The sequence below is a fragment of the Neobacillus sp. PS2-9 genome, from assembly GCF_030915525.1.
Lineage (GTDB): Bacteria > Bacillota > Bacilli > Bacillales > Cytobacillaceae > Neobacillus.
The window spans coordinates 1600245-1614881 of record NZ_CP133269.1 but is presented as its reverse complement, the minus strand read 5'-3'; the positions used below and the strand labels follow the sequence as shown (position 1 = coordinate 1614881).

The window sequence follows — 14637 nt, the reverse complement described above, 5'->3', positions numbered from 1 at the left end:
CCCTTCATATTTTATACTTCTCTTACAACAATTCGGGCTCCTTCTACCTTAATGACTATTACCTTTGCATTCTGCTCGATGAAACCGCCTTCACTTACCACATCTATTCTTTCGTTATTAATGATAACCGTCCCTGCTGGCCTGAGAATGGTCAATGCTTTACCCTCTATTCCTAACAGGTCTGTACGGTTCACATTAGATACATACCCATCTTCTTTCCTCGCTGTCTCAAACAAAACCATTTTATTAAAGAGAACAAGCTTTTTATTAAGTACCTTTATCATAATAAAGAAAACGCTAATAGAAACAAACAAGGCAATTAAAATAGAGACTCCTATTTGGAGGGCATCTTCTCCAGCTAAAAAAAGGCTTAAAATTAACGCAGCGACGCCAAGGGTACCAGAAACCGCTCCCGGTAAAAAAAACTCTAAGAAGATAAGAAGGATTCCTGCTACAAATAGGGTTAATGTCCCGTATCCAGCCAGCCCTGCTTGAAAATGCCCATAAAAGAATAGCAATAGTGCAGCTACCCCAATGAAACCAGCGATACCAAATTTCTGTGAAAATAGCTCTAAGACGATTCCAACTCCAGCAATCGTTAACAGAACCGTTACAACAATCGGGTCAGTTAGAAATGCAATCATTCATATCCTCCTCTCTCCCTTTCATCCTGACTCTACTTAATACGTTTTAACATGTAAAAAGTTTCATAAAAATATATGTAAAAAGACCGATAGCTGAAAGCCATCGATCTTTGTGTCAGAATACTATGAAAGGTGTTGTTGTACAAGTTTATTTACAAGCGATCCGTCTGCTTTACCTTTAACTTTAGGCATGATAGCAGCCATCACTTTTCCCATTTCCGCTTTTGATTTTGCACCGACTTCTGAAATTGTTTCTGTTACAATCTCAGACAGCTCTTCTTCTGAAAGCTGTTTCGGTAAATACAGTTCGACAATCGCCAACTCTGTACGCAATTTCTCAACTAGATCTTCACGACCAGCCTTATCAAATTCATGGAGGGAGTCTTTGCGTTGTTTTACTTCGCGAGAAAGGACCGTTAACTCTGCATCTTCGGGAAGCTCTGTTCCAAGCTTAATAGCTTCATTTTGCAACGAAGCTTTAACCATCCGAATGACTGAGAGTTTGTCTTTTTCCTTGTTTTTCATCGCTTGTTTCATATCATTATTTAAACGCTCGAGAAGACTCATATAATACACCCTCTCTTAAAACTTACGTTTTCTAGCTGCTTCAGACTTTTTCTTACGTTTAACACTTGGCTTTTCATAAAATTCGCGCTTTCTTGCCTCTTGCAAAGTACCAGTTTTTGATACTGTACGTTTGAAGCGACGAAGAGCATCTTCAAGCGATTCGTTTTTACGAACGACGGTTTTAGACATTCTCTTTCCCTCCCTCCGAAACACAACACACTTACATTCAATCCATGTACCTTGCAATTATAATATAACCTTGAAACAAGGTCAACTGAATTTCGCTAGGATAAAACATGCTTTTTAAAATTTATAGAATTATTGCTAATACTTGTCTCTATTTCCCATGAAAAGTGGCATGTCCCTCTCCCTATGACCATAGAATGAAGGGGAAGGGGGCATAAGACATGCTTTACATATTTTTATTTATTCTTTGTATCTTAATATTTATTTTCGGAATGACAATTATACGATTTGGCTTATTCAATTTATCAGCAAATAAATTAAAAACGTGGCTAATCAAACTAACAAGTACACCACTAAAAGGAATGCTGACAGGAACTTTTATCACGGCCCTTTTACAGAGTAGCTCTGCGGTAATGGTTATTACCATTGGATTGATTTCTGCAAGAATTATGACCTTTCCTCAATCGATCGGAATTATTCTTGGAACAAATATTGGGACTACCTTTAAGACAGAACTTATTACCTTTAATATTGATGCGGCTTTGGTACCACTAGCAGTAAGTGGAGCATTCCTAATATTATTTAAAAATAAAAAGGCTCGTAGTATAGGGATGCTTCTTTTTGGAATTGCTTCTGTGTTTACAGCCATGAAGGGCTTTGAACTACTAGCACAGCCATTAACGTCCATGAACATCATTCATAACTTTATCTTATCTATTAATGATCGTATCTTTTTAAGTTTATTAACAGGGACCATCATCACAGCTATTATCCAATCAAGTACAGCTATGACTGGGATTGCCATGGGCTTTTTAACAGCTGGTTTATTACAGCTTGATGCTGGAATCGCGATTGTGCTTGGTGCTAATATTGGTACCTGTATTACAGCGGTGATTGCTTCTATAGGTGGTGGTAAAGAATCCCGATTGGCAGCATTTGCACATGTTTGGTTAAATGTCTTCGGGGTCTTGTTGTTTATTCCGCTGATTCCTATGCTTAATGAGCATGCAAACCTGCTGGCAAGTCGCATCGAGGTTCAGTTAGCACATATAAGTGTAATTTTTAATATTGCCACCTCGTTACTCGTCTTACCTTTTGCAGAGAAGTTTGGGAAAATGATTTTATTTTTTCATGACAGTCCGCCTAAAAAAATATAAAGAAAAGACGGCAAGTAGGCCGTCTTTTCTAGTATCCTGAGGTTACCGTGAGTCCTTTTATTATATCCACACTTGAACTTGCACCGATTCTTGTTGCGCCTGCTTCAATCATTTTTTGTGCATCCTCTGTGCTTCTTACACCACCGGATGCCTTGACTCCAATCGTAGGCCCTACCGTTTTTCTCATAAGGGCAATGTCATCAAACGTGGCACCACCCGTTGAAAATCCTGTAGAGGTTTTAACATAATTTGCCCCCGCTTTAACTGATAACTCACAGGCGCGAATTTTTTCTTCCTTCGTTAGGAGACTTGTTTCAATAATCACTTTAGTAAGTGCTTTGCCTTTTGCTGCTTCGACAACGGCCCTGATATCATTTTCTACCAAGGTATCGTTTTGGTCCTTAAGTGCTCCGATATTAATTACCATATCAACTTCATCTGCACCATTTTCTATCGCATTTTTGGTTTCAAATGCCTTGGTTTCTGATGTTGATGCCCCTAATGGAAATCCAATAACAGTACAGACTTTTACTTCACTGTTTTTTACTAATTCCTTTGAGGTTCGAACCCACACTGGATTCACACATACCGAAAAGAATTTATTTTCTATCGCCTCTTGGCACAATGTCTCTATTTGTTCTTTCGTCGCTTCTGGTTTTAGCAAAGTGTGATCTATCATTGCAGCAACATTCGTCGTAGCCATATGCTTTTATTCCCTCCGATTTCACTTCGAAATGAAAACACTCTTACTTGGTTCAGAAAGAAATTTTTTGCTGCTAAAGGTAGTATGCCCTACTTAAATTAAAAAAAGAACCCAAATGGGTCCTTAAATAGCAGCTTCTTCTTTAGTAAAAACTTCTTCTTTCACGAATGCCGTATCTTCAATTACTCGAACAAATTGTCCCTCATTGTACGGGTAACCCGCTTTAGTAAGTTTTACTTTTACAATTTTACCAACCATATCTTCAGTAGCAGTGAATACTACTTTTAAGTAATTATCGGTATAACCAACAAACATACCTGTCATTCCTTCTTCGTTGTATTCCTCTTCTGGAATGACCTCTAATACTTCGTTCTCAAATTGAGAAGCATATTCCTTAGCCAGCTGGTCAGAAAGAGAAATCAAACGGTGAACCCGCGCATTCTTCACTTCTTCATCTACTTGGTCTTCCATACGTGCAGCTGGTGTTCCTGTACGTTTAGAATAAGGGAATACGTGTAATTCTGAGAATTTATGATCTTTAATAAAATTAAATGTTTCCATAAATTCTTCTTCTGTTTCTCCAGGGAATCCAACAATTACATCTGAAGTAACAGCAAGCCCTGGAAGAACTTCTTTAAGTCGCTCCAGTCTTTCTCCAAAAAATTCCATCGTATATTTACGTCGCATTCTTTTTAAGACAGAATTAGAACCGGATTGCAATGGAATGTGTAAATGACGGACGACAATATTTGAATGTTTAATGACTTCAATCACTTCATCCGTAATCTGACTCGCTTCGATTGAAGAGATACGAAGACGCTCAATCCCTTTAACTTGAGCCTCTAAATCATGGAGCAGCATAGCAAGGTTATAATCCTTCATGTCTTCTCCGTAACCGCCAGTATGAATACCTGTTAACACGATTTCTTTATACCCAGCATCCACAAGCTGCTGCGCTTGACGAATGACTTCTTTTGGATCCCGTGATCTCATCAACCCTCTTGCCCAAGGAATAATACAGAAGGTACAGAAATTATTACAACCTTCTTGAATCTTTAATGATGCGCGTGTTCGATCAGTAAAAGAAGGAACATCTAGCTCTTCATACACACGATTCTTCATAATATTCCCGACACCATTAATAGGTTGTCGTTCTGCTTTATATTGCTCAATATATTCAAGCATTTTCACACGGTCTTGTGTACCTACAACAATGTCAACACCTGGAATAGCCATGATTTCTGCAGGCGATGTTTGAGCATAACAACCTGTTACACAAATAACCGCATCAGGATTCTTTCTTACAGCACGACGAATCACTTGACGGCTTTTTTTATCGCCTGTATTGGTTACTGTACATGTATTAATAATATATACGTCGGAGATGGATTCAAATTCCACTCTCTCGTATCCTTTTTGTTTAAACAACTGCCAAATTGCTTCAGTTTCATAATGGTTCACTTTACATCCAAGTGTATGAAACGCGACTGTTGCCATTGGAACCTCACCTCAATAATTCAAAATGATAGGAAATAGCCGCCAGTGTATACAGTGGAGCTGTTTCCGTTCGTAAAATACGTGGGCCTAACCCGCAAAGTTTAAACCCATGTTCCTGTAATAAATTTACCTCTTCATCTGCTAAACCGCCTTCTGGTCCAAAAACGATAAGAAGGGACTCCCCTTGTTTCATTTGCTTCAAAGTAGAAGCAAAAACAGACGCCTCCCCTTTTCTACTTTCTTCTTCAAAGGCAGCTAATTTATATTGGTATTCCTTACTTTTTCCCAATAAAGCTTTAAATGTCATCGGGCTAATAATTTTTGGCATTACCGCACGATGGGATTGTTCTGCAGCTTCTTTGGCAATTTTCTGCCATCTATCTATTTTTTTCGCTGCTTTTTTTTCATCCCACTTCACTACTGAACGAGCAGCAGAAAAGGGGAGGAACTGATGTGCTCCTAATTCAGTACCTTTTTGAATAATCCATTCAAGCTTGTCCCCCTTGGGCAGGCCGCTAGCAATCGTAATTGTTATCGGTAGTTCAGGAGACTCTTCTTTCCATTGTACAACGTCTGCAACGACTCTTTCATCGGTAATTTCTGCAAGCCTGCAAACAGCCTGTTTCCCTTCAGGATCAACACATATAATTTGATCGTCTATTTGCATGCGCATAACCTTTACGATATGATGACGGTCTTCCTCATCAATTAAAAAACGATCATCATTTGCTCGTTGTTTAACAAAGTAACGTTGCACACAATGCACCCTCTCTAAAACATTTTACTCTTTATTTTACTAAAGAAGCGATTAATTTAAAAGGCAGAAATAAAAAAAAGGGGAACAAACACCCCTTTTTTTCATCATTATACCCTCTTTGCAATAATCGCAACCCAGTCTTCCATTAAGATTGTTTCTAAAATTTCAAATCCTGAGTTCACTAATGCTTCTTTTACTTGGTCTTTTTTCTGCTTGATAATGCCTGATGTAATAAATGCACCACCCGGCTTAATCACACGGGCTGCGTCATCAGTAAACCGCAAAATAACTTCAGCTAAAATATTGGCAACAATAACATCTGCTGAATCTTCCTCAACATTGTCCAGCAGGTTATTTTGGGAAATCGTAACTAAAGGGTGCACTTTATTAAGCTTAATATTAAGCCTTGCCTGCGTAACTGCTACTTCATCTAGATCGAAGGCCCTAACATCTTCTGCACCAAGCATGGCTGCTGCTATGCTCAATACACCAGATCCTGTCCCTACATCAATTACTCGGTCCCCAGGCTTAACAGTTCGTTCTATTGCTTGAATACACATTACGGTCGTTGGATGTGTTCCTGTACCAAAGGCCATTCCTGGATCCAATTCAATAATTAGTTCATCACTACTGACTGGAGTATATTCCTCCCATGTAGGAACGATCGTAAACTTTTCAGATATTTTTACAGGGTTATAATACTTCTTCCAAGCTGTTGCCCATTCTTCTTCATTCACTTCACTAATAGTTACTTTGTTTAAGCCGATATCAATATTATAAATAATTAAGTTATTGATTGATTCTTTTATGGCATCAACGGTTTCACCAAGGAAGCTGTTAACGGGTAAATAAGCTTTGACAATTACCCCTTCCTCAGGGTAATCATCGGGATTTAGTTGGTAGATTTCTCCGAATTGATCTTCCCTTTCTTTCGTCAACTCAAATGGATCCTCAATGACTACACCGCTCGCCCCAGCTTCATGCAAAATATGAGAAATAGGTTCAATCGCCTCATTTGTTGTGTGAATACTGATTTCAGACCATTTCACATCTACCAACTCCAATCCTTACTCGCTTTTAAATGCACGTTTTACTTTTGAGAAGAAGCTTTCTTCGTGTTCACCAATTGGTGAATTACCGCTAAGTTCTGCAAATTCTTTAAGAAGTTGCTTTTGTTTGTCTGATAGCTTAGTTGGGGTGATGATTCGCACGATAATGTACTGATCACCTACACCATAGCCACGGACATTTGGAACACCCTTACCCTTAAGACGGAATTTTTTACCTGTTTGTGTACCAGCTGGAACCTTCAGTTTAACTTTCCCGTGAAGAGTAGGTACTTCAATCTCATCTCCTAGAGATGCCTGAACAAAGGTGATTGGCATTTCACAGTAAATATCGTCGCCATCTCTTTCAAAAAACTCATGTGGACGGACATGGAATACTACATAAAGATCTCCAGCTGGTCCTCCATTCATTCCCGCTTCCCCTTGGCCAGATACTCGGAGTTGCTGACCATCATCAATACCAGCAGGAATTTTGACGTGAATTTTCTTACGTTTCTTTACCTTACCAGCACCACCGCAGGTTGAACATTTGTGTTTGATTTCTTTTCCGGTACCATTACAATAATGACATGTACGGCGATTCACAATCCTGCCAAATGGAGTGTTTTGTTCCACATTTAATTGACCTGATCCATGGCAGTGATTACATGTTTCAGGATTAGTACCTGGTTTAGCACCTGAACCACTACATGTTTCGCATGTTTCTTCCCGAGGAATTTCAATATCGGTTTCTTTTCCAAATGCTGCTTCTTCAAAAGAAACTGTCATTGTATACTGGAGGTCAGCACCTTGTCTAGGTGCATTCGGGTCACGTCTTCTTGAGCCGCCGCCACCTCCGAAGAAAGTATTAAAAATATCCTCAAACCCACCAAAGCCGCCACCAAAATCAGCGCCGCCTCCGAATCCTTGATTCGGATCGGTATGACCGAATTGATCATAATGCGCCTTTTTTTGATCATCGCTTAATACTTCATATGCTTCCGCAATTTCCTTAAACTTATCTGCCGCATCAGGCTCTTTATTAATATCAGGATGATATTGTTTAGAGAGCTTACGATACGCTTTTTTTATCTCATCCTTTGAAGCACTCTTACTGACACCAAGCACTTCATAGTAATCTCGTTTACTCATGATTACCACTCCCGAATCTTTCACATAAAGATTATTCTATCACCCATAAGATGAAGATTGCAATAAAATACTTATGTTTATTACAGAGAAAAAGCCAAAGCCCATAGACTGACTTTGACTTTTCTCTTGTTAGTTAGCCAACAACTTATTTGTCATCTTTTACTTCTTCGAATTCCGCATCAACTACATCGTCTTTGCCCCCAGCATTACCTGCTTCTTGGCCTGCCTGTTGTTGAGCTTGTGCCGCTTGTTCATAAAGCTTAACTGTTAAAGCTTGAACGATTTCTTGAAGTGCATCCTTCTTCGAACGAATTTCATTAAGATCGTTTTTCTCAATCGCTTGCTTTAGTTCATCCTTAGCTTCGTTTGCTTTGGCAACTTCAGCAGCGTCTACCTTACCTTCAAGATCTTTAACTGTTTTTTCAGTTTGGAATACTAACTGATCTGCTTCATTACGAAGCTCCACTTCTTCTTTACGCTGCTTATCTGCTTCTGCGTTTTCTTCTGCTTCTCTAACCATTTTTTGGATTTCTTCGTCAGAAAGTCCTGTAGATGATTTAATCGTAATTTGTTGTTCCTTATTTGTGCCAAGATCCTTCGCACGAACATTTACAATACCGTTTTTATCAATATCGAAAGTAACCTCGATTTGTGGAATGCCACGTGGTGCTGGTGGGATATCCGATAACTGGAAACGGCCAAGCGTTTTGTTGTTTGCTGCCATTGGGCGTTCCCCTTGAAGGACATGGATATCAACAGCTGTTTGGTTATCCGCAGCAGTCGAGAATACTTGTGATTTAGATGTTGGAATCGTTGTATTACGATCGATTAACTTAGTGAATACACCACCCATTGTTTCAATACCTAGTGAAAGAGGAGTTACGTCAAGTAATACTACGTCTTTTACATCACCCGTAATGACTCCACCTTGAATAGCAGCACCCATCGCTACTACTTCATCTGGATTCACTCCACGATGAGGTTCTTGTCCTGTAGCCTTTTTAATCGCTTCTTGGACAGCTGGAATACGAGTTGATCCACCAACAAGAATTACCTTATCAATTTGTGAAGCAGTTAATCCTGCATCGCTTAACGCTTGACGAGTTGGACCCATTGTCCGTTCAACAAGAGGAGCGGATAATTCATCAAATTTCGCTCTTGACATAGTCACTTCAAGGTGAAGTGGACCAGCAGCGCCGGCTGTGATAAACGGTAAAGAAATTTGTGTGGATGTTACACCAGAAAGATCTTTTTTCGCTTTTTCAGCCGCATCTTTTAAACGCTGTAAAGCCATTTTATCTTGTGAAAGGTCAATGCCATTCTCTTTTTTGAACTGGTCAACAAGGTAATCAATAATGACTTGGTCAAAATCATCTCCACCAAGACGATTATCACCAGCAGTTGATTTTACTTCGAAAACACCGTCACCTAATTCAAGGATAGAAACGTCAAATGTACCGCCGCCAAGGTCATAAACTAAAATAGTTTGATCTTGGTCTGTCTTATCCAAACCATAGGCAAGTGCAGCTGCTGTAGGCTCATTGATAATACGCTCTACTTCTAAACCAGCAATTTTTCCAGCATCCTTTGTTGCTTGACGCTCTGCATCGTTAAAGTAAGCTGGTACTGTAATAACAGCCTTTGTCACAGGTTCGCCAAGATAATCTTCAGCATAAGATTTTAAATATTGAAGAATGATAGCCGAAAGTTCTTGTGGCGTATAATCCTTGCCTTCAATTCCAACTTTATAGTTCGTACCCATATGACGTTTAATGGACATGATCGTATTTGGGTTTGTGATGGCTTGACGCTTTGCTACTTCCCCAACCTGACGCTCGCCATTTTTGAACGCAATAACAGATGGAGTTGTGCGATTACCTTCTGGATTTGGAATAACTTTTGGCTCTCCGCCTTCAAGTACAGACACACAAGAGTTTGTTGTTCCAAGGTCGATACCAATAATTTTACTCATTGCCTTTTCCTCCTAAAAAAATAATATGTAGTCTTTATTGATTTACTTTTACCATGGATGGTCGAATCACTCGATCCTTTAGTAAATAACCTTTTTGAAATTCATCAGTAACAATGTTAGAACCAAAGTTTTCATCTTCCCCTTGCATTACTGCTTGGTGTTGATGCGGGTCAAATTCTTTACCAACCGCTTCGATTGGTTCCACACCTTCCTTTTTCAAGGCATCCACCAAACTTCGGTATACCATATCCATCCCTTGAAGTAATGCTTTTGTTTGTTCATTGTCTGCCTCAACCTGCATTGCTCTTTCAAAGTTGTCTAATGCAGGTAGTAAATCAGTAATAAGTTTTTGTGCTCTATATTTTTCACTCGCTTCTAAATCTAATCTAGTGCGACGACGGAAATTATCAAAATCGGCTTGAAGACGTAAATAACGATTATCTGCTTCCTCTAACTTATCCTTAAGCACTTGGATTTGTTTTACATACTCCTCACCAGGGTCTACAGACGTTTCATCTGAAATTTGCTCTTCATTTAAAACCGCTTGTTCCTCGGTAAGTTCAACTTGGTCAGCACTCTCGATTTCTACTTCTTCATTCAATGAATTGGTTTTTTCATTTGTCAACTTACTCACCTCCCTTAAAGCATCTACTATTTATAGTCAAATTATTTCTCATAGAAAAGGGGTGAAACATAAGGAATTTCACCCTTACTCAATATTGCCAGTGCTACTTGGTTTGATACAATCTTGTCAAAACCGCCGTCAAGTCGTTACTTAACAATTGGAGCAGGCCAATGACACGTGAATATTCCATTCGGGTTGGACCAAGAATGGCAATCGTACCTAACTTTTCAACTCCAACAGAATAAGTAGCAGTAATCAAACTACAATTATCCATAGCACTGATATTATTTTCTGTTCCTATTTTGACATGAATCCCAGCTGAATCTTTTCGAATCAAATTGTAAATCCACTCTTCTTGGTCAATCATGGTTAGTAATGTACGGATTTTACTTATATCATGAAACTCAGGCTGGCTTAACATATTTGTTTTTCCACCAAAGAAAAGTTTTTCAGTGACTGGCATTTTTAGTGAATCTGCTACTGTATGCAGCATCAAATCATAATTATGAATATGCTGTCTAAGCAGCATGGCAACTTCTTTGTAAATTTTGTCGTTCAAATCTTCTAGCGGAACACCAGCAAGACGGTCATTCAGAATATTTACTGTTTTTTCCAGATCACTCACATCAATAGAGGCAGGTAAGGAAAAGGTTCTGTTTTCAACATGACCTGTATCTGTAACAAAGATGGCTACCGCTGTTTCCTTATTCAAAGGAATAATCTGAATTCTTTTCAGCTTATTGATACTAGCAGCCGGTCCAAGCACAATCGATGTGTAATTGGTTAATTCAGAAAGGATTTTTGCAGACCTTTGAATAATTTTCTCAAACTCATAAATTTTTTCGGCAAAAATCGATTGAATAATGGAAACATCCTGCTGATTTAATGCCTGCGGTGAGAGTAAATGATCGACATAATACCGATAACCTTTTTCAGACGGAACTCTTCCTGAGGAGGTATGAGTTTTTTCAATATACCCCAACTCTTCTAGGTCGGCCATTTCATTGCGAATCGTAGCTGAGCTAAAGGAAATATCCTCTTTTTTCGACAAGCTTCTTGAGCCGACTGGTTGAGCAGATCGAATAAAGTCATCAACAATAACCTGAAGAATCAACAATTGACGATCTGTTAGCAACATTCATCACCTCTGTTAGCACTCATAGTTACCGAGTGCTAATTATATTAATAAATTATCAAAAAAGGGGGGATGGTGTCAATTAAAAAGAAAGCCGATATTTGTGACAGATTGACTAGACCGCGCCCAAAAAGGCCTGGAAAACCTCATTTCCTAAAAAACGACCCGTTTTAGTTAAATATATATTATCGTTCTTCACTTCTATCCATTGCTTACTAATTAATTCAGTAATTTCCTTTTTAAATAACTGTAAGGGGTCCTGATCGAATTTTTCAATAAAATGAGAAACGGAAACTCCTTCTGTTTTACGCAATCCAAGGAACATTTCTTCTTCCATTTGTTCTGCTTTTGTAACTAGATGATCATCCAAAACTGGAAGCAATCCGCTATTTACTTGATCCATATATTTTTTTAATGGGCCTGAATTCGAGCGTCGAAACCCATTCACATAGCTATGTGCCCCAGCGCCAAACCCGTAATAATATTCGTTATTCCAATACGTCAGATTATGCTTACTCTCAAAACCAGGCTTAGAAAAATTACTTATTTCATATTGATGGAATCCATGTTTTTCCATTTCATCCATTAATACCTCATACATTTTTGCCTCTATATCCTCCCCAGGGGTTGGGAGCTTCCCTTTTTTTAATAGATTATAGAAAACAGTCTTCGGTTCAATAATTAATGAATAAGCAGAGTAATGATTGATATCGAGTGAAAAAGCTTGCGTTAATGATTCTTTAAAGTCATCGACTGTCTGCGATGGCAGGCTGAAGATTAGGTCAATGCTGATATTTTCAAAACCTACTCTTTTAGCACTCTCAATGGTTTGATAGACATCCTTAGCTTTATGGACACGACCGATTTTTTTTAAAAGTTCTTCGTTGAAGGTTTGAACGCCCAGGCTGATCCTGTTTACCCCAGCATCCTTTAATATTTGTAATTTTTCAATGGATAAATCACCTGGATTTGCTTCAAAAGTAAATTCAACAGCATTACTTGTAGGAAGGTTTTTATTTATGCTCTCACAAAATGTAAAAAGCTGTTGTTCATTTAATGAGGTAGGTGTTCCACCCCCAACAAAAATGGTGTCTAATTGATTGGTTGGATACTTTGCAAGAGTAATTTTCATTTCTTGATCAAGTGCTTTTAAATACTCCTCAACTGGCTGCCCTTTTAGAAAAACTTTATTAAAATCACAATAATGACAAATATGCTCACAAAAAGGGATATGAAGATAGGCAGCTTTTATCATTTTTAACACTTCCTTATGCTAGTAACAAAAAGAGGCTAGAATGCCTGCTACAGGCATGTCCTAACCTCCAATTTGTTATTATTTTTTTGTACTATTGTCATCCATCTTTAGTACAGCCATAAACGCTTCCTGCGGTACTTCAACAGACCCTACTTGTTTCATCCGTTTTTTACCTTCTTTTTGCTTTTCAAGTAATTTACGTTTACGGGAAATATCTCCCCCGTAACATTTCGCTAACACGTTTTTACGCATCGCCTTAATCGTAGAGCGAGCAACAATTTTTTGACCGATGGCGGCCTGTATTGGAACTTCAAATTGTTGTCTTGGAATCAATTCCTTCAGCTTTTCAACAATAATCTTACCACGATCATAAGCAAAGTCTTTATGAACAATAAAACTTAATGCATCGACTTGTTCTGCATTTAGTAATATATCCATTTTAACCAGGCTAGATGGTTTGTAACCAATCAACTCATAGTCAAAAGAAGCGTAGCCCCTTGTGCTGGATTTCAACTGATCGAAGAAATCATAGACAATTTCCGCTAACGGAATTTCATAAACGATACTAACCCGGTTCTCGCCCTGGTATTGCATATCTATAAAATTCCCGCGCTTTAACTGACAAAGTTCCATGATAGCACCAACATAATCATTTGGAGCCATCATTGTCGCTTTAACATACGGCTCTTCTACGCGGTCAATTTTCTGTGGTTCAGGCATGTTAGCAGGGTTGTCTACATTGACTTTTGTACCATCTGTCATGTAGACATGGTAGATAACACTTGGTGCAGTTGTAATTAAATCAATTTTGAATTCACGTTCAATTCGTTCTTGAATGATTTCCATATGAAGAAGTCCAAGGAATCCACATCGGAAACCGAAACCAAGCGCTTGTGACGTTTCTGGTTCAAATTGAAGAGCAGAATCATTCAATTGAAGCTTTTCAAGGGCTTCACGAAGATCATTAAACTTAGCTGTATCAATCGGATAAAGTCCGCAATATACCATCGGGTTTAATTTCCGGTAACCAGGAAGCGCTTCAGTCGTTCCGTTTTTCGCATTTGTAATGGTATCACCAACACGAGTGTCACCGACATTTTTAATAGATGCAGTTAAAAAGCCAACATCTCCAACTGTTAATTCGTTAAGTTGTGTAGCTTTTGGAGTGAAAACTCCCACTTCGTTAACTTCAAATTCTTTTCCTGTTGCCATCATTTTAATCTTGTCGCCGACTTTTACAGACCCTTCTACTACACGAACATAGGCAACAACGCCACGATATGCATCATATAACGAGTCAAAAATCAGGGCTTTTAATGGCGCTTCCGGGTCTCCTGTTGGAGCTGGAACTGTTTTCACGACCTGTTCAAGAATATCTTCAATGCCGATTCCAGCTTTAGCTGAAGCTAAAACGGCCTCAGATGCATCTAAGCCGATAACCTCTTCGATTTCATTCCGAACTCTCTCTGGCTCGGCACTTGGTAAGTCAATTTTATTAATAACAGGTAAAATTTCAAGGTCGTTATCCAAGGCAAGATATACGTTTGCTAGTGTCTGTGCTTCAATTCCTTGTGCTGCGTCGACGACTAATATAGCCCCTTCACAAGCAGCAAGACTCCTTGATACCTCGTACGTAAAATCAACATGCCCTGGTGTATCAATTAAATGGAAAATATATTCTTCTCCATCTTTCGCTTTATATTTTAACTGTACAGCATTTAACTTGATGGTAATCCCGCGTTCCCTTTCAAGATCCATGGAATCCAAAAGCTGGTCTTTCATCTCACGCGATGTTAATGCATTTGTTTTTTCCAAAATACGATCAGCCAATGTTGATTTTCCATGGTCGATATGAGCGATAATGGAAAAATTTCTGATCTTTGATTGTCGTTTGAGTTTTTCTTCTCTGTTCATGGTCTTTCACTCCTACTATACTCGCAC

At 38.7% G+C, this 14637-nt stretch carries 14 protein-coding genes; 1 reads left to right on the top strand and 13 read right to left on the bottom strand.

Going from position 1 to position 14637, the window contains the following annotated elements; all coding sequences use genetic code 11:
• Positions 1-11: 11 nt before the first annotated feature.
• From RCG25_RS07935 to rpsU, 3 genes are all read right to left on the bottom strand, one after another.
• Positions 12-644 carry an NfeD family protein gene (locus RCG25_RS07935; RefSeq protein ID WP_308083127.1) on the bottom strand — a complete coding sequence of 211 codons (633 nt, stop codon included), beginning with the start codon at positions 642-644 and terminating at the stop codon, positions 12-14.
• 123 nt (positions 645-767) lie between these two features.
• On the bottom strand, positions 768-1211 hold the full coding sequence (locus tag RCG25_RS07930) for a GatB/YqeY domain-containing protein (RefSeq protein WP_308083126.1): 444 nt from the start codon (positions 1209-1211) through the stop codon (positions 768-770).
• Between the two features lie 15 nt (positions 1212-1226).
• Positions 1227-1400 carry a 30S ribosomal protein S21 gene (gene rpsU / locus RCG25_RS07925; protein WP_007087607.1) on the bottom strand — a complete coding sequence of 58 codons (174 nt, stop codon included), beginning with the start codon at positions 1398-1400 and terminating at the stop codon, positions 1227-1229.
• Positions 1401-1618: 218 nt separating this feature from the next.
• Here rpsU and RCG25_RS07920 point away from each other — a divergent pair, with 218 nt between their 5' ends.
• Complete coding sequence (locus RCG25_RS07920; RefSeq protein ID WP_308083124.1) at positions 1619-2554, top strand: Na/Pi symporter; 936 nt, start codon at positions 1619-1621, stop codon at positions 2552-2554.
• Positions 2555-2582: 28 nt separating this feature from the next.
• Here the strand turns inward: RCG25_RS07920 and deoC are convergent, their stop codons facing one another.
• From deoC to lepA, 10 genes are all read right to left on the bottom strand, one after another.
• Complete coding sequence (gene deoC, locus RCG25_RS07915) at positions 2583-3257, bottom strand: deoxyribose-phosphate aldolase (RefSeq protein WP_308083123.1); 675 nt, start codon at positions 3255-3257, stop codon at positions 2583-2585.
• 123 nt (positions 3258-3380) lie between these two features.
• Complete coding sequence (gene mtaB / locus RCG25_RS07910; RefSeq protein ID WP_308083122.1) at positions 3381-4754, bottom strand: tRNA (N(6)-L-threonylcarbamoyladenosine(37)-C(2))-methylthiotransferase MtaB; 1374 nt, start codon at positions 4752-4754, stop codon at positions 3381-3383.
• Between the two features lie 7 nt (positions 4755-4761).
• The gene (locus RCG25_RS07905; RefSeq protein ID WP_308083121.1) at positions 4762-5511 is read right to left on the bottom strand and encodes a 16S rRNA (uracil(1498)-N(3))-methyltransferase; all 750 of its coding nucleotides are present in this window, start codon (positions 5509-5511) and stop codon (positions 4762-4764) included.
• 107 nt (positions 5512-5618) lie between these two features.
• On the bottom strand, positions 5619-6560 hold the full coding sequence (gene prmA / locus RCG25_RS07900) for a 50S ribosomal protein L11 methyltransferase (protein WP_308083120.1): 942 nt from the start codon (positions 6558-6560) through the stop codon (positions 5619-5621).
• 18 nt (positions 6561-6578) lie between these two features.
• The gene (dnaJ, locus tag RCG25_RS07895) at positions 6579-7709 is read right to left on the bottom strand and encodes a molecular chaperone DnaJ (RefSeq protein WP_308083119.1); all 1131 of its coding nucleotides are present in this window, start codon (positions 7707-7709) and stop codon (positions 6579-6581) included.
• A 145-nt stretch (positions 7710-7854) separates the two neighbouring features.
• Positions 7855-9681 (bottom strand): molecular chaperone DnaK, encoded by a 1827-nt coding sequence (dnaK, locus tag RCG25_RS07890; RefSeq protein WP_308083118.1) that lies wholly within the window; start codon positions 9679-9681, stop codon positions 7855-7857.
• A gap of 34 nt (positions 9682-9715) precedes the next feature.
• A complete protein-coding gene (gene grpE, locus RCG25_RS07885; RefSeq protein ID WP_308083117.1) occupies positions 9716-10306 on the bottom strand; it encodes a nucleotide exchange factor GrpE in 591 nt (196 codons plus the stop codon).
• 103 nt (positions 10307-10409) lie between these two features.
• Complete coding sequence (gene hrcA, locus RCG25_RS07880) at positions 10410-11441, bottom strand: heat-inducible transcriptional repressor HrcA (RefSeq protein ID WP_308084123.1); 1032 nt, start codon at positions 11439-11441, stop codon at positions 10410-10412.
• A 115-nt stretch (positions 11442-11556) separates the two neighbouring features.
• Positions 11557-12696: a radical SAM family heme chaperone HemW gene (gene hemW / locus RCG25_RS07875; RefSeq protein ID WP_308083116.1), complete on the bottom strand. Its 1140-nt coding sequence runs from the start codon at positions 12694-12696 to the stop codon at positions 11557-11559.
• Between the two features lie 78 nt (positions 12697-12774).
• Positions 12775-14610, bottom strand: coding sequence for a translation elongation factor 4 (gene lepA / locus RCG25_RS07870; protein WP_308083115.1), 1836 nt, complete (start codon positions 14608-14610; stop codon positions 12775-12777).
• Between the last annotated feature and the right edge of the window lie 27 nt (positions 14611-14637).

Excerpts from the sequence above, each read along its gene's own strand:
- dnaJ (WP_308083119.1), bottom strand. The coding sequence starts at position 7,709 with ATGAGTAAACGAGATTACTATGAAGTGCTTGGTGTCAGTAAGAGTGCT.
- RCG25_RS07930 (WP_308083126.1), bottom strand. The coding sequence starts at position 1,211 with ATGAGTCTTCTCGAGCGTTTAAATAATGATATGAAACAAGCGATGAAA.
- deoC (WP_308083123.1), bottom strand. The coding sequence starts at position 3,257 with ATGGCTACGACGAATGTTGCTGCAATGATAGATCACACTTTGCTAAAA.
- hemW (WP_308083116.1), bottom strand. The coding sequence starts at position 12,696 with ATGATAAAAGCTGCCTATCTTCATATCCCTTTTTGTGAGCATATTTGT.
- lepA (WP_308083115.1), bottom strand. The coding sequence starts at position 14,610 with ATGAACAGAGAAGAAAAACTCAAACGACAATCAAAGATCAGAAATTTT.
- mtaB (WP_308083122.1), bottom strand. The coding sequence starts at position 4,754 with ATGGCAACAGTCGCGTTTCATACACTTGGATGTAAAGTGAACCATTAT.
- RCG25_RS07935 (WP_308083127.1), bottom strand. The coding sequence starts at position 644 with ATGATTGCATTTCTAACTGACCCGATTGTTGTAACGGTTCTGTTAACG.
- dnaK (WP_308083118.1), bottom strand. The coding sequence starts at position 9,681 with ATGAGTAAAATTATTGGTATCGACCTTGGAACAACAAACTCTTGTGTG.
- RCG25_RS07920 (WP_308083124.1), top strand. The coding sequence starts at position 1,619 with ATGCTTTACATATTTTTATTTATTCTTTGTATCTTAATATTTATTTTC.
- rpsU (WP_007087607.1), bottom strand. The coding sequence starts at position 1,400 with ATGTCTAAAACCGTCGTTCGTAAAAACGAATCGCTTGAAGATGCTCTT.